This is a genomic window from Adhaeribacter arboris, from assembly GCF_003023845.1.
In the GTDB taxonomy this organism is placed as follows: Bacteria; Bacteroidota; Bacteroidia; order Cytophagales; family Hymenobacteraceae; genus Adhaeribacter; species Adhaeribacter arboris.
Window position 1 is genome coordinate 486432 of sequence record NZ_PYFT01000001.1, and the last position, 25756, is coordinate 512187.

14 protein-coding genes are annotated in these 25756 nt (G+C 46.2%); 8 read left to right on the forward strand and 6 right to left on the reverse strand.

Features of this window, described 5'->3' with window-relative positions; all coding sequences use genetic code 11:
* Positions 1-92 precede the first annotated feature (92 nt).
* Complete coding sequence (gene eutC, locus AHMF7605_RS02015) at positions 93-866, forward strand: ethanolamine ammonia-lyase subunit EutC (protein WP_106925955.1); 774 nt, start codon at positions 93-95, stop codon at positions 864-866.
* A 286-nt stretch (positions 867-1152) separates the two neighbouring features.
* Positions 1153-3921, forward strand: a complete 2769-nt coding sequence (locus AHMF7605_RS02020; RefSeq protein WP_106925957.1) for a S8 family serine peptidase — start codon at positions 1153-1155, stop codon at positions 3919-3921.
* 137 nt (positions 3922-4058) lie between these two features.
* Here the strand turns inward: AHMF7605_RS02020 and AHMF7605_RS02025 are convergent, their stop codons facing one another.
* Complete coding sequence (locus AHMF7605_RS02025) at positions 4059-5528, reverse strand: flavin monoamine oxidase family protein (protein WP_106925959.1); 1470 nt, start codon at positions 5526-5528, stop codon at positions 4059-4061.
* 746 nt (positions 5529-6274) lie between these two features.
* Between AHMF7605_RS02025 and AHMF7605_RS02035 the strand changes: the two genes are divergently transcribed.
* The 6 genes from AHMF7605_RS02035 to AHMF7605_RS02060 all read left to right on the forward strand — a co-directional run bounded on the left by AHMF7605_RS02035 (position 6275) and on the right by AHMF7605_RS02060 (position 20710).
* Positions 6275-9364, forward strand: a complete 3090-nt coding sequence (locus AHMF7605_RS02035) for a SusC/RagA family TonB-linked outer membrane protein (RefSeq protein WP_106925963.1) — start codon at positions 6275-6277, stop codon at positions 9362-9364.
* A gap of 42 nt (positions 9365-9406) precedes the next feature.
* Positions 9407-10942 carry a RagB/SusD family nutrient uptake outer membrane protein gene (locus tag AHMF7605_RS02040; RefSeq protein WP_106925965.1) on the forward strand — a complete coding sequence of 512 codons (1536 nt, stop codon included), beginning with the start codon at positions 9407-9409 and terminating at the stop codon, positions 10940-10942.
* Positions 10943-11155: 213 nt separating this feature from the next.
* Positions 11156-14722, forward strand: a complete 3567-nt coding sequence (locus AHMF7605_RS02045) for a VCBS repeat-containing protein (protein WP_106925967.1) — start codon at positions 11156-11158, stop codon at positions 14720-14722.
* Positions 14706-18251, forward strand: coding sequence for a VCBS repeat-containing protein (locus AHMF7605_RS02050; protein WP_106925969.1), 3546 nt, complete (start codon positions 14706-14708; stop codon positions 18249-18251). Before AHMF7605_RS02045 ends, AHMF7605_RS02050 begins: the two co-directional genes overlap by 17 nt.
* Before the next feature lie 8 nt (positions 18252-18259).
* Positions 18260-19408: an acyltransferase family protein gene (locus AHMF7605_RS02055; RefSeq protein ID WP_199200179.1), complete on the forward strand. Its 1149-nt coding sequence runs from the start codon at positions 18260-18262 to the stop codon at positions 19406-19408.
* An 87-nt stretch (positions 19409-19495) separates the two neighbouring features.
* The gene (locus AHMF7605_RS02060; protein WP_199200180.1) at positions 19496-20710 is read left to right on the forward strand and encodes an amidohydrolase family protein; all 1215 of its coding nucleotides are present in this window, start codon (positions 19496-19498) and stop codon (positions 20708-20710) included.
* Positions 20711-21002: 292 nt separating this feature from the next.
* Here AHMF7605_RS02060 and acs read toward each other — a convergent pair whose 3' ends face one another.
* The 5 genes from acs to AHMF7605_RS02085 all read right to left on the reverse strand — a co-directional run bounded on the left by acs (position 21003) and on the right by AHMF7605_RS02085 (position 25679).
* Positions 21003-22901 (reverse strand): acetate--CoA ligase, encoded by a 1899-nt coding sequence (acs, locus tag AHMF7605_RS02065; protein WP_106925973.1) that lies wholly within the window; start codon positions 22899-22901, stop codon positions 21003-21005.
* Between the two features lie 335 nt (positions 22902-23236).
* A complete protein-coding gene (locus AHMF7605_RS02070; protein ID WP_106925975.1) occupies positions 23237-23596 on the reverse strand; it encodes a VOC family protein in 360 nt (119 codons plus the stop codon).
* Positions 23597-23864: 268 nt separating this feature from the next.
* Positions 23865-24023 (reverse strand): dihydrofolate reductase family protein, encoded by a 159-nt coding sequence (locus AHMF7605_RS02075; RefSeq protein ID WP_106925977.1) that lies wholly within the window; start codon positions 24021-24023, stop codon positions 23865-23867.
* 235 nt (positions 24024-24258) lie between these two features.
* Positions 24259-24738: a DUF1572 domain-containing protein gene (locus AHMF7605_RS02080; RefSeq protein ID WP_106925979.1), complete on the reverse strand. Its 480-nt coding sequence runs from the start codon at positions 24736-24738 to the stop codon at positions 24259-24261.
* A 398-nt stretch (positions 24739-25136) separates the two neighbouring features.
* A complete protein-coding gene (locus tag AHMF7605_RS02085) occupies positions 25137-25679 on the reverse strand; it encodes a hypothetical protein (RefSeq protein ID WP_106925981.1) in 543 nt (180 codons plus the stop codon).
* Positions 25680-25756 lie beyond the last annotated feature (77 nt).

Sequence of the window (25756 nt, forward strand, 5' to 3'; positions counted from 1 at the left end):
ATTACTGTTGCAAAAGCTTATTTTAAAAGGCTCAGTTCGTTAGCCGGTATAAAATTTAAGTTTGCGGCGCTTACAAAATTCGGGTAAACGGTATGAAGAAAGAATCTTTATCTAATGCTAAGCCGATGGCGGCCGACCCTTGGGAAGCATTACGCGCTTTTACCGCCGCCCGCATTGCTTTAGGCCGGACCGGGGTATCGGAGCCATTACATTCTTCGCTGCAATTTAAACTAGCCCACGCCCATGCCCGCGACGCCGTTTATTCCGAATTAAACACCCCGGAAATTAGTAACGCCATAGAAAAGCAGTTTGCTTTGCCGGTTTACTTATTACAAAGCCAGGTAAGCAACCGGCAGGAATATTTACAACGCCCGGATTTAGGCCGGAAATTAAATCCGACTTCGCTGCAACAACTACAACTTTTGGCAGCTCCGGTGGCCGATGTGGCTCTTATTTTGGGGGATGGTTTGTCCGCGGAGGCAATAAATGCGCATGCTTTACCTCTGTTGCAAATCTTGGTTCCAGCTTTACGCGCGGCTGGTTTCAGTTTAGCGCCGGTAACAGTAGTACAACAAGCCCGCGTAGCTATTAGCGACGAAGTAGGTTTGGCCTTAAATGCCAAAATTGCGCTGATTCTGATCGGGGAAAGACCGGGTTTAAGCGCACCGGACAGCATGGGCGCTTATTTAACATACCAACCTCGCCCCGGTTTAACCGATGAATCCCGTAATTGCCTTTCTAACATCCGGGTGGGCGGCCTTGCTTATAAGGTTGCCGCCGGAAAATTACTGTATTTAATAAAAGAATCTTTGCGCTTACAACTATCCGGTGTCCGGCTAAAAGATAACGTGAATCTGCTGTCCTGAACTAAATGCGGTTATATATTTATTAAGAAAATATTATTTCTTTAGATTAAGTTAATTTCCGTTCTTTAATCCGAAACAATTATTAGATAATCTAGTAATTATCTAATCACTTCTATAGTATCTGAGCACATTGCCTTTAATACCCGATTTTAATACCTTTTAAGCGTATATTTTTATTTTACTCCTTGGTTGCCCCGGAAAGATTAGCTGGTTGTTACCCGTAAAATAGTCTGGTAAGGGGAGAATTTTTGATGTTTTATTCCTTTTTTATTTAACTCAATAGCAAATGGTTTACTTCTTCCAAAACAAATCTTTTAAGCTTACGCTCTTTTGTTGGTTAGTACTTTTACCCGGTCTGGCCATTCGCTCGCAAGCGCAATCTAAGCCTAATTACAAAATGTCGGCGGCGCATCCTTTGGCTAAAATTGGCTCGGAACTAGCCGAACTGCAGGCGAACCACAAAGCCGGCACCCATGGCATTCAAAAGCTAGGTACGGGTAAGCTGTCCAAGAAAAGCCTGTTGCAAATTCAAGGCGATTACGTGGTTATAGAAGCCGTAGCGGAACTTAACCAAACCGCGCAATTGCTCGCCGATCTAAAAGCAATGGGTATGACCCACGCCGCCGCTTATGGCCGCATGGTATCCGGATTAATGCCCATTAATAAGCTAAGTAAAGTGGCGGCTTTACCCAACTTGCACTTTGCCCGGCCGGCCTATAAACCCATTAATAAAGTTGGCGAGGTAACCAGCCAGGGCGATGTAGCCATGTACGCCGATTCGGTGCGCGAGTACCAGGTTTTAAAGGGTAAAGGCAACAAAATCGGGGTATTATCCGATAGCTACAATAGCCGGGGCGGCGCCGAAAAGGGAATTAAATCCGGGGATATACCGGGCAAAGGTAATCCGAATGGCTATACTACTCCCGTAGAAGTGCTCGAAGATTATATAAATTTTAATAATATTGATGAAGGGCGGGCCATGATAGAAATTGTGCACGACGTAGCGCCGGCCGCCAAATTAGCTTTTCACACGGCCTTCCTGGGGCAGGCTAATTTTGCCCAAGGCATTTTGGATTTGCAAAAAGCCGGTTGTAATATCATTACCGACGACGTGTACTACCCCACTGAACCTATGTTTCAGGACGGAATAATTGCTCAGGCCGTAGACGAAGTAGCTAAGAAAAATGTAGCTTACTTTAGTTCGGCGGGTAACAGCGCCCGGCAATCGTACCAGGCCAAATTTAAAAATTCCGGTAAAAACATAGTAGTTGATGGCGTAAATTACGGCGTAGCCCATGACTTCGGCAATGGCGATATTACCCAAACCATCCGGTTACTGAAGGGGGGCTTACTCAGTGCGCCGCTGCAGTGGGATGATCCTTTTTTCTCGGCGAGTGGTTTACCGGGAGCAGAAACCGACTTAGATGTATTGGTTTTTTATCAAGGAGAATTGCTTACTTTTCTTTCTTCCCTGGAGAAAAACGTAGGCAATGATCCCGTGGAATACCTGGGAATTACCACCGATACCAGCTCCAGCGCCGACCTGGAAATTGCTATCGTCAAGTACAGCGGTCCGGACCCTAATTACATTAAATGGATAAATTTCGGCGATGCCGTACCCCAAGAACACGATACCAAAAGTTCTACCATTGTGGGCCATAGCAATGCCGCCGGAGCAGTTAGTACCGGGGCCGTTTTCTGGGGCCAAACGCCGGCTTACGGCACCCCCAAACCAATAGCCGAGGATTTTTCTTCGGCGGGCGGCACGCCTATTTTGTTTGATGCGGATGGAAAACGGATAAAAGAGGTAGTCCGGCGCAAACCGGAAATAATGGCCCCGGATGGCGGAAATACAACTTTCTTCTATCAGCTTTTTCAGGGTAAGTATTATTTTTTCGGTACTTCGGCGGCGGCGCCGCATGCGGCAGCCGTAGCGGCGCTCATGCAGGAATCAGCCGGCCAGAATCTAAGCCGGGAGAAAATTCTGCAGACCATGCAGGAAACCGCCATTGATATGGACAAGCCTGGGTTTGATTATAATACCGGGTATGGTTTCCTGAATGCTTTTGATGCCGTAAATGCGGTAGCCGTTCCCGGTACCCGCTCTTTTGCCATTTTAAACGCGAGTAACGGCCAGGAGATCCAAACACTGAGCGAAGGCACGGTTATTAACCTGACAAGGTTGGCCACGAATAAAGTACGGTTCCGGGCTTTAACGGGTCCCATGCAAGTAGGCAGCGTGGTGCTGGAACTAAACGGTAAAAAAATTACGGAGAACAAAGCGCCCTACGATTACCCGAGTTCTTCCGACAGTTTTGAATTAGCGCCCGGCGATTATACTTTAACCGCCACGCCGTATTCCCAAACGCTGGGAAAAGGCGAGGCCGGCCTGCCCTTAACCGTTCATTTTAGAGTGCTGGAAGAAAAAATTCTTAGTTTTGAGTTGGTGAACGTGGCCACCGGCAAAATAATCAAAACTTTAGAAAACGGCGATCTTTTGTATTTACCCGACTTACCGCAAAAACTTAACATACGAGCCATCACTAGTCCCGGTGAAGTAGGCAGCGTGCAGTTTAACTTAAATGGTATTCTCACCACCGAAAACCTGCGGCCCTACGACTTAGCGGGTAATTCCGGGGGCAGCATTAATTTTACTACTGGCTTATACGCCCTTTCGGCCACTACTTACCCCGAAAATTTAGGTAAGGGCAAAGCGGGGGATACTAAAACTATTTTCTTTGGGGCCGCCAGCGTGCAAGCCGATGTAGCCGCTATCACGGATAAGCTGAACAATAAGGAGACATTAACGGTATTTCCGAATCCGGTGGCTCAAAAAGCCAGAATTCAGTTTAAAGCATCTGAAACCAGTACGGCTTCGCTCACCATCTATAACCTGAATGGTAGTCCGGTAGCTACTTTGTACAAGGGCAGTGTAGAGGCGGGCAAGCAATACGAATTTGAATGGGATGGTGGTAACTTGCCCGGGGGGTTATACGTGAGCCGTTTGGTGACCAAATCAGGCGTATTGCACCGCACCATTAAACTGCAGAAATAAACTTCTTTTCTTTAGCTGACAAATTAGAACTTAAAATAAAAAAGAACGGGATAGAATTTCCCGTTCTTTTTTTTACCCTTATTGCAAAATTTATCTTTCCGAGCAATTATAATAAAGGAAGAGGAGTAAAAGTAACATTAAGCTTGATCTATTTCCTTCGCTACGCGGTTAGCGGAGCGAGTGGCGGCTTCCATGCCCCAGTTTAAATTATCGGCGTAGGCACCGGCAAAGTGAATGCGACCGTGCGGCTCCATGACGTGGGGCCATAATTTTTTAAGGCTACCCATCGGGAAGTTCAGCCGTTCGCAAGTAAAGGCGTATTGTTCCCGCGGCCAGTCTTTTACCAAAGCTTGTTCAATGGTGTCCTGCTTGCCGGGGTATACTTCCCGGAAAGCGGCTATGGCGCGTTGGGGAGTAGTGCCGCCCGGCCCCATGCCCATTAAAGCCACCCGGTGCGTATCTACTTCTTCGGCTACCTGCCAAATGCCGCCAATATCCGGATGGTTCAAATCCATGTTAATGCTCAAATTATCTTTCAGCCAGAATTTAGAGCTGGCCTGAAATACAAAACGTGCGTACGAATCATACGCAATGTGGTCAAGGACGTACTTTTTTTCGGCGGGCAAAGCAGGTTCTACGGGTATTTTACTGAATGCCGGCAGTGGAATGCAATTGGCCAGGTAATCGGCGGTTATTTCTTTTTCTTTACCAAACTCCAGGTATTTAACAGTAACTCCTTTGGGCTGGTGCCGGATGCTGATAATCGGCGAGTTTAATTTTACCCTTTCCCCTAGTTGTTTAGCAAAAGCATTGGGCAAACTTTGGTTTCCATTTTGGAGCCGGAATACTTTTTTCGGGAAAAGCGGTAAACCTCGCATTTGCAGGATAGCCTGGCGCCATAATTCAAATTGAGCCGAGGTTTCCTGGCCCCCTAAAAACTCCAGGGCAGCCGGGGAGGCGCCTTCCTTCCGGTAAATGTCAGCAATGGGAGTCGTATCTAGGTGGTCGTAGCCCACGCCAAAAGGTTGGTACTCATCTTTAAATTTGCTTAGATAAGGCTTCGTGTATAATAAATCCAGTTCCGGCCATTCATTCTCGCTTAAATATGTAATCTCCCGGGCATTAAACCCGAATTTTTTCAGTACCGTTGGGTCCCGCAGCATTTCTTCGGAATAAAACTGACCTTTAATGCGTCGTAAAATATTGTCGCGCTTGGGGTAAGGGAGTACCGTTAAGTTAAATTGTTTGGCGTAATTCCAGAATAATTCGTAACCGGGTTGGGTAATATTTTCGGCCCCAAAATCGGCGTACAATCCATCTGATAAGCCGTCTCTAACAGTGAGGATATGGCCGCCGTGCCGCGGCGAACCTTCTAAAACTGTTACATCATGTCCTCGTTTCATTAATTCGTACCCGCAGCAAAGTCCGGCAATACCCGCTCCAGCCACAATAACCTTTTTGCCCGCCGGATTAGCCGCCGGGTTCGTTTCCGGTGCTTGTTTTTCGGGGTGGCTTTGCTTAGGTACTAAATCGGGAGTTATAATAGAAGAACCCAGACCCGCTATTACCGTGGATTTGAGAAAATCTCTGCGATTAACTTGTTTCATGCTAAGAATATTTAAAAGATAAACTACTATATAAATGCGGGTGATTTGTTCCGGGAAGATGCAGTTCAAGAGACAGGTAATATACATTTTAATTTATTCACTCGTATTATTTTAAGACAATTTTTTACCAAAGCCATTTTAAGCAAAAGAAGGCAGGATTTTATTTAAATGATAAAGTGAATTTTACCGAAAGCAAAATGTAGTTTTTTTCTTTTAAAGAATTTTAAATGGCCTTCGATTCTATTTAAAACGAAATTTGCGCAAACGGTTGCGCAAGCCAAGAACCGCCTTTTTGCCTTTATTTTCTGGGCTATAAGCAAAAACAGCTTGATTAAAAACTTAAATAAATGTATATTGAAGCTATAAGGAAAAATTGGCGGTCTTACTAAAGTTAAATTTTTATTAACTGATTGCCCGTTTAGCAAAACGCAGTTTTATTCCCGCTGACTTAGGTGTACCAGTAAAACTCCGGTCGGCTACAATGAAAGGCGAAATGAACAGTAATTGGTCATTTTACCTAATTAATCTTTCAGTAAGCTCAATAGGATATTTATAAACAGCACTATTTCTTTTTTATTTAGCTGGAGAAGTAAATAAAAAAAGAATATTTTTTGAATTATTAAACGGCATTCTCGCTCAACTACCCTATAAATTCTAGGCACCTATTAAATTTTTACCCGCTTAGAATAGTAGGCATCAAAACAGTGAACAGAAGATAATTATACCTAACTGATTAACCTTAAGCTATGATAAATTCTACCCTAAAATTAATCTTCAGCTTTCTTTTACTATCGGCATGTATTCCTGTATATGCCCAACAGCGATCCATTAAAGGCAAAGTCACCGATTCCGACAAAGGGGAGGGTTTACCTGGGGTATCTGTATTGGTAAAAGGAACTACCACCGGTACTTCTACCGATGTAAACGGCAATTTTGAATTAGCGGTACCCGGCGATAATGCCCGCTTGGTAGTATCATACGTAGGTTTCGTATCGCAGGAAATAGCGGTAAATAATCAGTCTACTTTAAATGTTACTTTAAAACCTGATGTGAAAGCCTTGGAGGAGGTAGTAGTAGTAGGTTTTGGTACGCAGAAAAAAGCCGATTTAACCGGAGCCGTGGGAGGGTTGCGGGGAGAAGATGTGGGGATTACTTCCAAGCCCATTTCCAGCCCCGACCAAATACTGGCCGGCCGGGCCTCCGGGGTAAGTATTGCTAACCGCAGCGGCGATCCGGGTGCGCCGATAAACGTACGTATCCGGGGTATTGGTTCGCCCGGCGTGAACCAACCGTTATGGGTAATTGATGGCGTACCGATTGTACAAACCGAAAACCTAACGGTAAATACGGGTTCCAACACCGAATCGAACCCGCTGGCGGGTATTAACCCGAGCGATATCGAATCCATTGACGTTTTAAAAGATGCTTCCGCCGCCGCTATTTACGGCGCTCGGGCGGCTAACGGGGTTATTATTGTAACTACTAAAAGGGGCAAAGACGGCAAAGCTAATTTTACGTATGATGGCTACGTGGGCAAGGGTTCTACGCAAAAAAGGCTGGATGTACTCAACGTAGAGCAGTACATTGATTTGCAGCAAGAGTTAGGTCGTGATTTTAGCCAGTTTCGGGGCCAGCCTTTCGTGGATTGGCAGGATGCCGTATTCAGAACTTCCACCATTGTTAATCATAATATTGCTGTTTCGGGCGGATCGCCCACCGCTAATTATTTTGTGGGGGCCGGTTACTACGATCAGGACGGTATTGAGCCGGCGCAAGGCTTTACCCGTTATTCCATTAAAGCCAATTCGGATATAAGTGTCGGTAAAAAACTAAAATTCGGGGAGTCGCTTTTACTCAGTTCGGTTAACCGCTTAACGCAGTCCGAAAGTGGCTCTTTCGCGGGTATTGGTGCGGCGGATAACGCGCCGTATTTTAAAATTTACGATCCGAACGGTCCCTTGGGCTATAACCCCGAAAATACTACCACTATTGGCGAAGGCGGGGATGCTTCCAATATTCTTTTACGCACCGATACGCGCGTAAATTCTACCCGGATACTTAACCGGAAAGTATTGGCTAGTATATACGGCGAGTGGGAAATTATTTCCGGTTTAAAATACAAAATAACCGGGGGCGTGGATTACAACGTCGGCAGCGGCGATTTTTTCCAGGAAGCAATTGCGTTTGATAATATTACGCCTCGCAGTTCTATCTTAGTGCAGGAGCGCCCCATCGAATTAACCACTAACTTAAGCCACACCCTTACTTATAATAAAGTATTCGGCGACCACAGCCTTACGGTGCTGGTTGGGGAAGAAGAAACCAACTTCCGGTTCGATAAAGTACGGCTGCAAGGGAATAACTTGTTTAATTCGCAGATTCAATTTGCTTCTACCGGCTCTTCGGTTTCCGCGGCGAATGAGGCGGACCACTGGGCTTTACGGGGTTATTTAGGCCGGGTAAATTACTCGTATAAAGGCCGTTATTTATTTACCGCTAACGTCCGGAACGATAATACTTCCCGCTTTGCCAAAGGTAACCGTTCGCAAACTTTCCCGTCATTTTCGGTCGGTTGGCGTATTAGTGAAGAAAATTTCTTCCCGAAAGGAAACGTAGTGGATGATTTCAAAATCCGGGGTAGTTGGGGACAATCCGGTAACCAGTTTACCGGGGCCAATTTTGCCTTTATGTCTACTCTTAAAACCACTATCTTTTACCCCATTGGTACGGGCCAGGTAATTACCCGCGGTCCCGCGCCCGTTAATTTTGCCAACGAAAAGCTGCGCTGGGAAACCAGTAATCAGCTGGATATTGGCACCGATATTAGTTTGCTGCGGGGTCGGATTGAGATAACCGCCGACTATTACCACAAAGTTACCAAAGACGTATTAATTGGCTTGCCCATTCCGTTTACATCCGGTTATTTTCTGCCGGCCGATGCCAACGTAGGCGAAATTCTGAACCGCGGGTTCGAACTGGCGGTTAATTACCGGAACAAAATTGGCGAAATTGGCTACAGCGTTGGGGGCAACATTACTACCGTGCATAACGAAGTGTTAGATTTAGGCACCATTCCGGAAATTATAACCGGGGTTAGCGGCGCTTCCACGCACCGCACTACCGTTGGCGAACAATTAGGCTATTTCTACGGCTATAAAACCGATGGTATTTATCAGACCCAGGCCGAAGTAGATGCGGCCGTGCCCGATGCTTTCTCTTCCGGCCGGGCTCCCGGTGATATCCGGTTCGTGGATGTAAATAATGATGGTAAAGTAGATGCGCAGGACCGAACTAAAATTGGTAATGCTAACCCTACTTATTTTTACGGCATAAACGCTTCTGCCAGTTACAAAGGTTTTGATCTTTCCCTTTTACTGCAGGGCGTAGGCGGAAATAAAGTTTATAACGAAGCCCGGGCTGGTTTAGAAAGCATGACGGGAAGTGGTAATTCTTCGTCCCGCGTCCTGGATCGGTGGACCGAAGCGGGTTCGAGTAATTCTATGCCGCGGGCTGTGCAAAACGACCCGAATGGAAATAGCCGTTATTCTGACCGCTGGATTGAGAATGCCAGCTTTATGCGGATTAAAAATGTGCAGATTGGTTACGCGCTACCCAGTGCTAAACTGCAAGGCTGGACGAACCAATTCGTTTCAAAAGTCCGCATCTACGTGGCGGCCCAAAACCTGCATACCTTCACCAAATACTTAGGTTTCGACCCGGAAGTAACCCGGGGCTTTAGTTTCCAGAAAGGAGATGTAGTATTAGCTAATGGTCAGGACCCCGGCAATTCGCCGCAGCCTAAAATTTACCAGGTGGGGGTTCAAGTTAGTTTTTAATCGAATAGGTTTATTCCGCTTTTCTTCATAAAGCTACAAATCATGAAAAAAATATCTATTGTCTTTTTGGCGGCCTTTTTAACTCTTAATTCTTGCAATAACCTGGATCTGGTACCCTTAGATAAGCTTACCTCCGGCGGCTTTTATAAAACGGCGGCCGACTTCGACGGGGCTATCTTTGCTTCTTATTCTTCGATTCAGGATTTTTGGGGAACCAGTACGGAAACCTTGGGGGAAATGGGCGAATACTGGAAAATTTCCGTAGTAACTTCCGATGATGTAGCCGCCGATGTGGAAGCCGGGACGGACGGTATCTCGCGGGATGCCGATAACTTAATTATCCGGTCCAGCGATAAGCCTTTTGCTGCCGTTTATACCCAAATTTACGAAGGTATCTTACGGGCTAACCTGGTACTGGAAAACCTGAATAATGAAAACCAATTAACCGCCGAGCAAAAAACCAGTTTAGAAGGAGAAGCAAAATTTTTACGCGCTTTCTTTCATTTCGAAGCCCTGAAGCTCTGGGGAACCCCACCCATTGCCACCGAAGTGCCCAAAAATCTAAATAACTTGGCATTGCCGAATGCTACTCAGGAACAATTATTTACGCAAATTCTGGCTGATTTTACCGAAGCCTACAATAAGCTACCTGCTACCTGGGACGATGCTAATAAAGGCCGCGCTACTAAATATGCGGCGCAAGCCTACCTTGGTAAAGTAAACGTCTGGAAAAAAGACTGGCCCGCCGCTATTGCGGCGTTCGAAGATGTTATCGCTGCCGGTCCTTATAGCCTGATTAACACCGGTAATCCGCAGAAAGACCTGGACGATGTGTTTGCTTTTAATAATGAAAATAACCAGGAATCGATTTTTGAGGTGCAATACGGCGGCCCTTTCTCAGATGATAACGTGTGGGTTTTTGACGATACTCACTCCGAAGCCTTTAAAGCCTCGCAGGGTACTACCCGTAGCTGGTACTGGGATGCTGCTAATGGCGCTCCGGGCGGCAAACTAGGTTGGTGGGCGCCTACCCAGGATCTGGTAAATGCCTACGAAGCCGGCGATGCCCGGTTAGGCGTGTACGTGTACCAAGCGGGGGATATGTATTACACCTCCGACTATAAACCGGTAGCTTATAATCCGGCTTGGTCATCAACGGGCTATACCGTGAAAAAATACGTGGGAGCCCGGAATATGGTGCCCGCCGATAATTCTCCGAACCAACAAGCAAATTTTAACAACGAACGGCTGTATCGTTTTGCCGAATTAAAACTGTTGTACGCCGAAGCCTTAATTGCCCAAGGCAGAACCGCTGATGCAGCCCAGCAAATTAACGATATCCGGAATAGGGCCGGCCTAGCTAATTTGCCCGCTGGCGCAGATCTGACCCAGGCATTGCGCCGCGAAAAAAGACTGGAATTGGCTTTTGAACCGCACCGTTGGTTTGATATTGTAAGATGGGGAATTGGTCCGGAAGTGTTTGGTAGCAAATGGCAGGAGCGGTACAATGTTTATCCTTTCCCGCAAACCGAAATTGACCGCACCGGCGGAACCTTAAAACAAAATCCAGGCTATTGATAATTTGCCAAATTACCACCAACCGAAAAGGAGGGGCCATCTGGTTCCTTCAGTTCGGTTGGAAAATAATAATGGTACCAAGCTATTGTCTGGAACAGTTAAATTTTTATTTGTTTTTAGCTACCATATACAGAAATTTTCGGGCCTAAACTTTAAATATTAATTGCCTCCATACCATACCTATTTTAAGCTGTTAGTTGCCGGTAATCTAATATGAAGAATCAGCTTTTTCCCAGAAAATTCCTGAAAGTTAGTTTGCCCATTCTATTACTGCTATTGGCTTTTACCTTATGGCAATGGACTAGTCGTACCGAAAAACTTTTTCGCACCTTACCGGCTACTTCTACCAACATCCATTTTGCGAATATTATTAACCCGCCCGATTCCCTTACGGTGCTGGATTTTGAATACCTCTATAATGGCGGTGGGGTAGCTATTGGCGACATTAACAACGATGGTTTACAGGATATTTACTTTACCGGCAATTTGGTTTCGAGTAAATTATACCTGAACCGGGGCAACTTTACATTTGAAGACATAACCATTAAAGCCGGCGTAAGTACGCGTACCTGGGCCAACGGAGTGGTTATGGTCGATATTAATCAGGATGGTTACAAAGATATCTACGTTTGCGTAGGCGGCAACCGCCACACTCCCGAAAAAGAAAAAGCGAATCTGCTCTTTATCAATAATAAAAACAATACGTTTACCGAAGCCGCGCAACCATACGGTTTAGCCGATACGGGTTACGGTATTCAGTCGGCTTTTTTCGATTACGACCGCGATGGCGATCTGGACATGTATTTACTACGCAACGCTTTTGTGGATTACAATCGCAATAATCCCCGGCCCAAACAGCTAAACGGCAAAGCCGCCTCTACCGATAAGCTATTCCGCAATAATGGTAACCACACTTTTACCGATGTTTCGGCGGCGGCCGGAATTTTAATTGAAGGCTTTGGTTTAGGCGTGGGCGTGAGTGACATTAACAACGATGGCTGGCCCGATGTGTACGTTTCAAATGATTTTATCACGAATGATTTAGTTTGGATTAATAACCAGAACGGTACGTTTTCCAACCAAGCCAAAAAATACCTGAAACACCAGACCTACAATGCCATGGGCAACGATTTAGCCGACCTTAACAACGACGGACTGGTCGATATTATGGTATTAGATATGTTGCCCGAAGATAACAAGCGCTGGAAGCTCACTACCATGGGCAATAATTACGATGAATTTGAAACTAGTTTACGGCGGGGATATGAGCCTCAATACGTCCGGAATACTTTGCAGTTAAACAATGGCAGCAGCCCCAACGGTCCAATTGCTTTTAGTGAAATCGGGCAGCTCGCCGGGGTGGAAGCTACCGAATGGAGCTGGGCACCCTTGTTCGCTGATTTAGATAATGATGGTCAGAAAGACTTATTTATCACCAACGGCTACCCGAAAGATATCACCAATCTGGATTTTATTGTGTACGGGCACCAATCGGCCGCTATGGGCACCCGCGAAGGAAACAGGAAAGAAAGAACGGCTAAGTTAAATTCCTTGCCCGGCGCCTTAATTCCGAATTACGTGTACCAAAACCGAGGTAATTTAACTTTTAAGGACCAATCGCTAGCCTGGGGCATGACGGAACCCGCTTATTCAAACGGCGCTGCCTACGCCGACCTGGACAATGACGGCGATTTAGACTTAGTTACCAATAATATAGATAAAGAAGCCACTATTCAAGAAAACCGTTTACATCAGATTAAAAATCCTAATAAGCCTACCAATTACTTACGATTTGCTTTTACCGGATCGCCTCAAAACCGGGAAGGCATTGGCGCCAAGGTATTTGTAAAGCATAAAGGTGTGCTGCAATATCAGTATTTTACTCCTTTCCGGGGCTATCTTTCCTCCGTGGAGCCTTACCTGCACTTTGGCTTAGACACGATTAAAGTAGTGGATAGGGTAGAAGTAGTTTGGCCGGATGGTAAATACCAGTTGCTGCAACAGGTAAAAGCCAACCAAGTCTTACAAGTAGAGTATGCCCAGGCCGGTCCGGCGCCAGCAGTTTCCACTCCTGCTGCTTCTTCTTTATTCAGGCTGGTTGCGGAGGGCGGTGGTTTAGGGTACCGGCACGAAGAGAACAGCTTTGTGGATTTCAAGCTGCAACCCTTGCTGCCCCACGGCCACTCCCGCCAGGGTCCGGGCTTAGCGGTGAGCGACGTGAACAAGGATGGCTTAGCCGACGTGTACGTCGGTGGTACTACCGGGCACGCCGGAGCATTGTTTTTCCAGCAAGCCTCGGGTAAGTTCCAGCGGCAGTCTACACCCACTATCGATAGTTTAGGGGAAAGTTTAGGGGTGTTGTTCTTGGATGCCGACCAGGACCAGGATCCGGATTTGTATGTAGTTAGAGGGAGCTCCGAACAAGTACCGGGTTCTCCGTTGTACCAGGATCAACTTTATTTGAATGATGGCCAGGGGCGCTTTACTTTAGCTGCGGGTGCCTTACCTGTTATGCGCTCGAGTAAAGCCAGCGTCGTAGCGGCGGATTACGACCGGGACGGGGACTTAGACGTGTTCGTGGGCGGAAGGATCACACCGGGCGCTTACCCGACAACTCCCCGCAGCTACTTACTGCAAAACGAGAGTAAAAACGGACAATGCCGCTTCCGGGAAGTTACTCCATCCACTTTAGCGCAGACGGGCATGGTAACGAGTGCTTTGTGGAGCGACTACGACAACGATGGCTGGGTGGACTTGCTCGTAACCGGCGAGTTCATGGCTTTGCGCTTCTACCACAATCAACGGGGCAAGTTAGTGGAAGCAACGCATCAAACGGGTTTAGAACATACGGTTGGGTGGTGGAACAGCTTAGTCGGCGCAGACTTTGACCAGGACGGCGACATGGACTACGTGGCGGGCAACGTGGGGCTGAACACCCGTTACCAGGCCAGCGTGGAAGAACCTTTGTGCGTGCACGCCCAAGACTACAACAAAGACGGGCGCATCGATCCGGTGCTGAGCTACTTTAATCAAGGGCAGCGCTACATTCTGCACAGCAGAGATGACTTGATTGACCAGATAAATACCATGCGGGGCCGTTTCCCCACCTACCAGTCCTACGCCGCAGCCAAGTTCGAGGACTCGTTCTTGCCCCAGGAGTTAGCCGGCGCGCAGGTCTTGTGTGCCGAGCGGATGGCAAGCAGTTACCTGGAGAACGTCGGCCAGGGCAAGTTTCGAATAAGAGCTTTGCCCAGAGAAGTGCAGCTGGCCCCGGTGTACGGGATGGTAGTCGGCGATTACAACCAGGATGGGTACTGGGATGTGCTGGCGGTGGGCAACTCTTATGCCCCGGAAGTAAGTACGGGGCGCTACGATGCGGGACTCGGCTGGTATTTAGAAGGCAACGGGAAAGGCGGGTTCAGGAGTGTGCCGGCGAGCAAGAGCGGGCTAGTGGCCGAGCAGGATGCCAAGAGTGTGGTAGCTGTAAGGCAAGCGACTGGACAACAGCTATTGATCGTAGGCAACAACAACAGTAGAGTAGAAGTGTTCCAGGCAGCCCCATCCGGATATTACTACCTGGCGCAGGGGCAGGATGCCTGGGCCGAGATACAGTTGAAGAACGGCAAGAGCTACAAACACGAGTTTTCCTATGGCAGTTCGTATCTCTCCCAAACCGAACGCAACCTCAAATTAACGGCGGATGTTACCTCATTGACAATTTATAGTTTCTCCGGAGAAAAAAAGGTTATTCCATTGGATTTACATGCGGTCAATCACTAAAATATTTACTTTTTTAATTTTTAGCTGGTTTCTTATCGGTTGTAAAAATCGCGTTTCCGTTTTTGAAAGACTTTCGGCTACCAAAACGGGTATCCGCTTTACTAATACTATCCGGGAAGACGATCAGCATAATGTTTTTACCTATACCAATATTTATACGGGTGCCGGAGTAGCCGCCGGCGACATTAACAACGATGGTTTAACGGATTTGTTTTTCAGCGGCAACATGGTTTCGGGCCGCCTCTATTTAAATAAAGGAAATCTGAAGTTCCAGGATATTACTCCCACGGCGGGCCTGACGAGTAAACGTTGGCAAACCGGCGCTGCCATGGTGGATATTAATCAGGATGGCTGGCTGGATATTTACGTTTGCGTTTCCGGAAATGCTGTTGACCAGGAACGCGCGAACTTGTTATACATCAACAACCGGAACAATACCTTTACCGAGAGCGCCCAAGCCTACGGTCTGGCCGATACCCGCCAGATCATGCACGCATCGTTTTTTGATTACGACCGGGATGGGGATTTGGACGTTTTTATGATTGTGAATCCGGCTTCTTTGCGCGATAATGTGAATGTTATTCGTACCCGGCAATTAAAAGGCGAGAGTGGCAGTACCGATGTTCTTTACCGGAACAATGGCGACAACACGTTTACCGATATCTCGCGGCAAGCAGGTATTTTAGCGGAAGGCTACAGCTTAGGATTAGCTATCAGTGATATCAATAACGACGGCTGGCCGGATGTGTACATATCCAATGATTTTATTTCCAATGATGTCCTGTATATCAATAATCAGGACGGTACTTTCACCGATAAAGCCTCAGAATGCCTGAAGCATACCAGTTACGCGGGTATGGGCAACGATGTAGCCGATATCAATAACGATGGGCTGGTAGATATGGTGGAGCTCGACATGCGACCGGAAGATAATACCCGGCAAAAATTAATTATTCCCGCCTCCGGTTACGATCGCTTTCAATTAACACTCAACCGAGGGTATGATGCCCAATACAGCCGCAATACCTTGCAACTGAACCAAGGCAACGGCAAATTTAGTGAAGTAGGGTATTTAGCGGGTATCAGCAGCACCGATTGGAGTTGGAGCGCTTTACTAGCAGACTACGATAATGATGGTGACCGGGACTTGTTTGTGACGAATGGGTTCCTGAAGAATATGGGTGACCTGGATTATGTGCATTATCAAAATGTGTACAACGGTCCGATCGGCAATCAGCAAGCTAAAATCAAAAATAAAATAGAGGCGATAAAATCACTTCCAGGAGTGCCACTGAGCAATTATTTATACGAAAATACGGGCAATATTCATTTCAAAAATACATCAGCCGAATGGGGGATTGATGCCAAGGGCTTCTCAAATGGCGCCGTGTACGCCGATCTAGATAACGATGGTGATTTGGAATTAGTAGTCAATACAATAAATGCGGAAGCTCAGATTTACGAAAACAAAAGCAATGAACAATTAAAACGAAATTATTTAAAATTAAAGCTAACCGGCAACGCTCAAAACCGCAATGGTATCGGAACCAAAATAAAACTAAGCTACCAGGGCAAGCTCCAATATTACGAACATTTTCTTTCCCGGGGGTATGAGTCGTCGGTAGATCCCATTATTCACTTTGGCTTAGACACGATTAAAGTAGTGGATAGGGTAGAAGTAGTTTGGCCGGATGGTAAATACCAGTTGCTGCAACAGGTAAAAGCCAACCAAGTCTTACAAGTAGAGTATGCCCAGGCCGGTCCGGCGCCAGCAGTTTCCACTCCTGCTGCTTCTTCTTTATTCAGGCTGGTTGCGGAGGGCGGTGGTTTAGGGTACCGGCACGAAGAGAACAGCTTTGTGGATTTCAAGCTGCAACCCTTGCTGCCCCACGGCCACTCCCGCCAGGGTCCGGGCTTAGCGGTGAGCGACGTGAACAAGGATGGCTTAGCCGACGTGTACGTCGGTGGTACTACCGGGCACGCCGGAGCATTGTTTTTCCAGCAAGCCTCGGGTAAGTTCCAGCGGCAGTCTACACCCACTATCGATAGTTTAGGGGAAAGTTTAGGGGTGTTGTTCTTGGATGCCGACCAGGACCAGGATCCGGATTTGTATGTAGTTAGAGGGAGCTCCGAACAAGTACCGGGTTCTCCGTTGTACCAGGATCAACTTTATTTGAATGATGGCCAGGGGCGCTTTACTTTAGCTGCGGGTGCCTTACCTGTTATGCGCTCGAGTAAAGCCAGCGTCGTAGCGGCGGATTACGACCGGGACGGGGACTTAGACGTGTTCGTGGGCGGAAGGATCACACCGGGCGCTTACCCGACAACTCCCCGCAGCTACTTACTGCAAAACGAGAGTAAAAACGGACAATGCCGCTTCCGGGAAGTTACTCCATCCACTTTAGCGCAGACGGGCATGGTAACGAGTGCTTTGTGGAGCGACTACGACAACGATGGCTGGGTGGACTTGCTCGTAACCGGCGAGTTCATGGCTTTGCGCTTCTACCACAATCAACGGGGCAAGTTAGTGGAAGCAACGCATCAAACGGGTTTAGAACATACGGTTGGGTGGTGGAACAGCTTAGTCGGCGCAGACTTTGACCAGGACGGCGACATGGACTACGTGGCGGGCAACGTGGGGCTGAACACCCGTTACCAGGCCAGCGTGGAAGAACCTTTGTGCGTGCACGCCCAAGACTACAACAAAGACGGGCGCATCGATCCGGTGCTGAGCTACTTTAATCAAGGGCAGCGCTACATTCTGCACAGCAGAGATGACTTGATTGACCAGATAAATACCATGCGGGGCCGTTTCCCCACCTACCAGTCCTACGCCGCAGCCAAGTTCGAGGACTCGTTCTTGCCCCAGGAGTTAGCCGGCGCGCAGGTCTTGTGTGCCGAGCGGATGGCAAGCAGTTACCTGGAGAACGTCGGCCAGGGCAAGTTTCGAATAAGAGCTTTGCCCAGAGAAGTGCAGCTGGCCCCGGTGTACGGGATGGTAGTCGGCGATTACAACCAGGATGGGTACTGGGATGTGCTGGCGGTGGGCAACTCTTATGCCCCGGAAGTAAGTACGGGGCGCTACGATGCGGGACTCGGCTGGTATTTAGAAGGCAACGGGAAAGGCGGGTTCAGGAGTGTGCCGGCGAGCAAGAGCGGGCTAGTGGCCGAGCAGGATGCCAAGAGTGTGGTAGCTGTAAGGCAAGCGACTGGACAACAGCTATTGATCGTAGGCAACAACAACAGTAGAGTAGAAGTGTTCCAGGCAGCCCCATCCGGATATTACTACCTGGCGCAGGGGCAGGATGCCTGGGCCGAGATACAGTTGAAGAACGGCAAGAGCTACAAACACGAGTTTTCCTATGGCAGTTCGTATCTCTCCCAAACCGAACGCAACCTCAAATTAATGGCGGACATAGTTCAGGTTAAAATTACAGACTTCCAAGGCAGAAGCAGAAACCTGGACTTAACCGACCATAATTTATTAGCTACCAAAATCAGCAATCATCGAACATCATCATTAAAATAACCTAACATATGAAAGTAATGACAACCGACACTTCGGCAGATATTGAGCAGAAATCTTTAACGCAAACCAGTTCTCCTCGCCTGCTTTCGCTGGATTTCATGCGGGGACTTATTATGGTTTTGCTCATGCTCGAAGGAGCCGGTTTGTACGAGCACTTGTACAACGAAAACGGGCAGGGTATTTTCAATGCTTTTATGCAGCAGTTTCATCATCATCCCTGGCACGGAGTGCGTTTTTGGGACTTAATTCAACCGGGTTTTATGTTTATTGCCGGCACCGCTTTAGCTTATTCCCTTACCCGGCAGCAGCAAAAAGGCATGCCCTGGGGCCAGTCTTTCGTGAAAGTACTAAAGCGATCCGGATGGTTGTTTTTTTGGGGAGTGCTGGATTACGCCGTGCGGCGGACTGGTCTTTCTTTTGAGTTGTGGGATGTACTTACCCAATTATCCTTTACCACTTTGGTAACTTTTTTAGTTTTCCGGTGGCCGGTACGTTATCAGTTTATTTTTAGTTTGGGTTTACTGTTGCTCACCGAAGTTTTATACCGTTTCACTCACGTCCCCGGTTTTGACCAGCCTTTTACCGACCAGCACAATTTTGGTAATTACGTCGATTTACTTTTAATGAACATTATTAATCCGGGTGGTTGGGTAGCCATAAATTGTATTCCCACTACGGCGCATACTTTATGGGGAGCCATGGCTGGTCGGTTGTTACTTTCGAATAAACCCGGTTCCGAAAAAGTAAAATGGCTATTATATTCCGGTATAGCTGCTCTGGTTTTAGGTTATTTGCTCGATTTTACGGTAACGCCGGTTATTAAACGCATTGCTACCAGTTCTTTTGTGCTTGTATCGGGTGGTTGGTGTTTACTGGCCTTAGCCTTTTTGTTCTGGTGGATCGACATCAAGAATCATAAAAAATATTTATTCTTCTTTCTCGTGGTTGGTATGAATTCCTTATTCATCTATTTGTTTTTCGAAATTGTGGGTAGCCGCTGGTTTAACGGGTACATCGGCGCCATTACCGGCGGATTGTTGGAAATGGCACGCTTTCCGGAAGCTATAATTGGCATAATTACCTCTTTGGTTATTTTCTTCCTGGAATGGCGCATGTTATTATTTCTTTATAGAAGAGGAATATTCTTTAAAATATAATTCACCAAAAGTAAGGGTAGAAAGCAAAATCTTTTTCAAATCGTTGAAAGAAACAATTAGCAGTAGCAAAGAATAAATGAAACCAGTTTGGCTCTAGACCACCCTCTGGAGCCAATTGAGGTCTATCGCCAGGAGGTAACCGTGAACGATGAAGAGCATGAGCGCTATTTTAATGAACCGGAACAGTCTCAACTAAAATACAGAAAATATAATCCACTTTCCCTTATGAATAAAAACCTACTCTTGCTGCTCGCGTGCATCTTAGCTGTAGAAACTACTTTTGCCCAAAATCCAGAACAATTATTACTAAAAGATTACCGCCCGAAATCCATTTACAAAATACCCATTACCACCGTACCAAAAGCCAAGTACCCGGCAATTGATTTGCATTCGCATCCTTATCCTAAATCCGAGGCGGAACTGACGCAGTGGGTAAAAACCATGGATCAGGTGGGAGTAGAAAAAACAGTTGTATTATCTTATTCCACCGGTGCCAGATTTGATTCGATTCAAAAGCAATACAGTAAATATGGCAATAGGTTTGAGGTTTGGTGCGGATTTGATTTTACGGGTAAAGATAAACCAGGCTGGAGTAAAAAGGCCGTGAAAGAACTGGAACGTTGTTTTAAAGCGGGGGCTCGGGGTGTAGGCGAACTGGGCGATAAAGGTTTAGGTGAATTTTATTCCTTGCCTACTCCCGGTTACGGCTTGCACATTGATGATCCGCGCATGAAGCCTTTGTTGCAAAAATGCGCCGAGTTAAAAATGCCGATTAGCATTCATGTGGCCGAACCGTACTGGATGTACGAACCCATGGACTCGACCAACGATGGTTTAATGAACGCTTACCAGTGGAAAATTGATAAAACTAAACCCGGTTTATTGGGCCATGCTGCTTTAATTAAAACTTTAGAAAATGCGGTGCGCGATAATCCTAAAACCACTTTTGTTGCCTGCCACTATGCTAACACCGAATACGACCTTAGCATTTTAGGAACTTTGTTTGATAAATATCCCAACCTGTACGCCGACATTGCCGCCCGCTTCGGCGAAGTAGCTCCGATACCCCGTTACATGAGCGCTTTTTTTAAAAAGTACCAGGATCGGTTAGTTTACGGTACCGATATGGGAACTAGTCCTAAAATGTACGCGACTACTTTCCGGATTCTTGAAACCCTTGACGAGCATTTCTACGATTTCGACCAGTTCGGCTATCACTGGTACTTGAACGGGTTTGGCCTGGATGATGCAACGCTTCGCAAAGTTTACCGCGATAATGCTCTTAAAATTTTAATGAAGTAAGAAGAACAACCATTTTACAGAACCTTGCAGTTTCAGCTCGTCAGCCAGTACGGACATAACCGGTTCATAGCAACAGCCGGAGCAGTATTAAATTGTACTTTCTAGATTGAAGGAGGGAGTAATTCGGATTACTTTTCAGAGGTTTCTCTTTTCTGCTGGTTATACCCATTAGTATTCATTCCCTTCCATAAGGTTGATTTAAAAAGTTGCTTCAACCCGGCGGGTTTTGAAAACCCGCCGGGTTTCATTTCCTATGTTATGGAAGTTACTTGAGGCAATTTGGTATACATTCTTATAACGCTCCCTGAATAATCTCATCTACTACCAACGGGTCGAGCAACGTGCTGGTATCACCGAGGTTGGTGGTATCGCCTTCGGCCACTTTGCGTAAAATACGGCGCATAATTTTGCCGGAACGGGTTTTAGGTAAGCCGCTTACAATCTGAATTTTGTCGGGTTTGGCAATTTTGCCAATGTGTTCCACTACGGTTTCAATCACTTCAGCCCGTAAGTTTTCCGGGTTAGCGGGGGCTTGGTCCGCGCAAATAACAAAAGCGTAAATACCTTGCCCTTTTATAGCGTGTGGATAACCCACCACCGCACTTTCCACGATGTGGCGATTTTGGTTAATGGCATTCTCAATTTCGGCGGTGCCAAAACGGTGCCCCGATACGTTAATCACATCATCTACGCGGCCAATAATCCGGTACAAGCCATTTTCATCGCGGCGGGCGCCATCGCCGGTAAAATACAAGTTTTTGTAGGTACTAAAATAACTCAGGCGACAGCGTTCGTGGTCGCCGTAAGTAGTGCGGATAATGCCCGGCCAAGGAAACTTCATGCACAAATAACCTTCGGTTTCGTTTTCTGTAATTTCTTCGCCGTTTTGATCCACCAAAATAGGCTGCACTCCTGGTAAAGGCTGGCCGGCGTGACTGGGTTTCATGGGGGTAACACCCGCCAATGAGGAGATCATGATGCCGCTGGTTTCCGTTTGCCACCAGGTATCTACCACGGGGCATCTTTCTTTACCTACGTGAATATGATACCAATGCCAGGCTTCCTCGTTAATCGGTTCGCCTACCGAGCCGAGTACTTTCAGAGAATCCAGGCTATACGATAAAACATGGTCCAGACCAGCCGCCATTAGCGAACGAATAGCGGTAGGGGCGGTGTAAAAAATATTAACGCTATGTTTGTCAATCACTTGCCAGAATCGTCCCGGATCGGGAAAAGTAGGTACACCTTCGAACATAACGGTAGTAGCGCCGGCAAGTAAAGGACCGTATAATAAATAAGAATGACCGGTTATCCAGCCAATATCCGCGGTGCACCAGTAAATATCGCTTTCGTCGTACTGAAAAACGTTGCGGAAAGTATAATCGGTATACACCATGTAGCCGCCGCAGGTATGTACTACCCCTTTAGGTTTACCCGTTGAGCCGGAAGTGTACAATATAAAGAGCATATCTTCCGAATCCATTTCTTCGGCTTCGCAGTTTTTTTCTACTTTTTGCAGCTCTTCGTGCAGGTAAACATCGCGGCCGGGCAACATTTTCACGGCCCAGCCCAACCGGTCTACTACAATTACTTTTTTCACGCTGGGGCAATCTTCCAGGGCTTCGTCTACTACCCGTTTTACCGGAATTTGCTTAGCTCCCCGGTTCAAACCATCCGACGTTAAAACCACGCTAGCTTCCGCATCTTTAATGCGGTCGGCCATGGAATTAGCCGAGAAACCAGCAAAAATAACCGAATGAACCGCGCCTACCCGGGCGCAAGCGAGCACACTAAAAGCCAGTTCCGGAATCATGGGCATGTAAATACAAACCCGGTCGCCTTTTTTTACCCCGTTGTTCCGTAAAACATTGGCAAATTGGCACACCTTCTCGTGCAGTTCGCGGTAGGTATAGCGCACAAAGCGTTCTTTCGGATCGTTCGGTTCCCAGATTAAAGCCAATTTATTACCACGAGTTTTCAGGTGACGGTCGAGGCAGTTTTCGGTAATGTTTAATTTTCCGTTCACAAACCACTTAACCCGGGGTTCTTCAAAGTTCCAGTCGAGCACTTTGTCCCAGGGCTGCCGCCAGGTAAAGGTTTGGGCAATTTCATCCCAAAAACCTTCGGGGTCTTTAACACTTTTTTGGTACGCAGCCTGGTAACCGGCAAACGAATGAATACGTGAACTCATAGTTTTAAAGGTGAAAGTAAAAAGGTTTAAAGCCGGAAATTGCGATTTTGAAGCGGATTAATCAATTAAAAAATGATAAAAGATTTATCATCTACTTCCCGGTAAAAATTAGACCTTCTAAACTAGAAATGTATCCGAATAAAGTAGGGGCAAGAATATACTTTTAAGAAATGATAAAATCACCCTTGCATTTCACCTAGTCTGTAACTTTGAAAGAAGCCGCCGCTTTTGGCACTGTATGGTACAAATCAGTATTCCCGGATTATCGGCCAACCCTGTCGTACCATAAAATCTGATAAAGTTTTCTCGTATAATAAATTACCTGGCCGCCGCATTCACTTCAAAATTCCGAAGGTGTTACGGTCTAAGTCCACGAAATATCCTTGCCAGCATTGGCCGGGGATGGCAAATTTAGGCAAAACTACCTGCCCGCCATTCTGTACAATTAATTGGCTGGTCTGGTCGAAATTTTCTACCTGAATGGAACAAACGTAGGCGTTGGCACCACTTTCCGGCGCAGGTATGGAAGCCGGTCTTTGTAAAAGTCCCCCGTTAATACCGTTGGTTTCGATCCGGTAATATTCGATGGGTAGGTATTCTTCTTTTATAAATTTCCAGCCGAATACCTTTTCGTAGAATTTGATTTCTCTGGCCGGGTTAGAAGATTGAATTTCAAAATAGCCTATTGTATTCATTCTGGGTAAAGGTAAATACTTTTTTAAGGGGGTGGTTTACAATTTCAAAATGAAAACTTGTCCTATATCCGGAAAACTCAAAAAGTTTTATTTTCTAAAGGTATAGAAGCTTTTTTTGGCAGTTAAATTTTCAGCGTACTACCGTATAATGTAGCCCTATTACTCCGCCCGGGAATACCTTATTGGTAACAAGTTGCAGTTCTGCATTATCGGCAATATTTGCAAATACCGGAATTACCTGACCTAATAGAACGGGATTAATAAATAATTAATACTCATCAATCAGGTGGTGTGCCATTAAAGAATGGGCTGCCGTGGGGCTGCCAAAAATCAAAATATTTTTCCCGCTCTTCTTTTTAAGTGCTTCGATTTCAGAAATTACATTTTCGCTAATAATTATGGTTTTGGCTATTGTTGCCCCCTTCATAGTATGGGATAGCACTACTTTCTCGGACTTATTGTACCATTCGGAATGCTCAAGCACTGCAACCTTAGAAGGCCCTTTGTAGCCAAACTGGTGTCAACTTTTCTTAGCTACGTTCTATCTAGCATCTAATAAGATTCTATCCAATACAGCTTATTTCTTTCAACTTGGTATAAAATAGATACTATTAAGGTTTGGTAGGAGCAAGTTCATAGCAGGAAGTTATTTTTCGCGCAACTTAAATACCGGCTTTAGTTTCGTTTAAAATTTTCTTGATTAAAGAAATTTGACCGAGGTGGTAATGGACGTGTTCAATAATGCCAAATAAATTGCGGAAGTAGTTACCGTATTTGGGGTCGGCAAACACTTCCAATAGCTTGGCTTCTTCTAACCTTCCCATTTGGGCGGCAAATAATTCGGCTTCGGATAAGGTTTTGGTTACTAATTTTTCCCAATCATCCGCCGAAGTGATAGCCGGTAGGTCAAAGCTAAATTTGTCGCTGGCTTGTAATGGTTCTCCTTGTAATACTTTTAAAACGGCACTCACGTAATAGTTAATGTGAAAAACTAAAACCGCAATGCAATTTAAGTTATGAACCTTAGTAATTGCTTGTTCCCAGCTTACGTCGGCTAAGGTATCTTTCAGGTTAACGGCAGTCCAGTTACCCCCAAAATGAACCTCCCGGAAATGTTTCGCTAGGTGTGGAATAATTGCCATTGGTTTAGATGAAATAATGGTAGTGTTGCATACGTTAGTTGGAGTTGCCCAACGTTAGAGTATTGATAAAGTTGTAACATAAGAAAAACCACCGTCTCCATACCCACCAAAGCAAATTAGCGATTTAAAGTTGAATGTTGAACATCCTGCCCCATTTTTATAAACACAATGTTGTACGCCGCTGTTTCTTTTTGCCGGCGCAAATTGATGGTTAATCTATATTATTTTTACTTTAAAATCTAAAATAAAAAGTTCACCGCGTAAAAAGGTGGATTGCTTGTCGATACCGAAAAAGGTACTGCCGGAAGCATAATCCCTCTTAAAAGTGTCGGCTATAAATTTATTTCGGACGCTCTTTACCTTTAAATTCCGGAAAGAACTTTCCAGCATAACTTTACTCAGCAGCCGCCTTGGCGAGGGACCCGTTTGTAAATTATTTTACGATCTCGTTCTACATAGTTGAGCCATACTATTGGATATAAATACTTGGGTGCGTGCGATACAGCATGACTTCTTATAATTATTTGGTCGTTAACCTTTAGGCGATGCAGTTGCTGCCATTCACTAGACTTTCCCGGTCCATAACCAAGAATATAATCGTCGCCATTCAGCCTGACCATCACGCCGAAACCTAATCGGGCGCCTGGCGGAAGCGAAAGAGCGGTTACAACAGCCTCCATATTGGTAGAAGCTCGTATATGCTTCCTTATTTTAGCTTCAGCGGCATATACTTTTTTACCTGCGGGAGACGCTTCCCATTTTTTGAAATTTATACCGGCTGGGGTAGCTTCCCATTTTTCCCTTGCGGCTTTCCTTTCAACCGCCGAGAGGGGCTTGGGGGTTGTTTTTTTAGAGGCTTCATTTTTGATTTCACGATTGGCAAATACTAGTCCGCTTACCACCACCAGCGGTAAGAGCAGTGCATACATAACTTTTTCCATTTTTTGTGGGTTTAAATTCATTCGCCGCCATGTCTCCCGGAGGGGACGTGGCGGTTTAGCTACTATTTATTATGCAC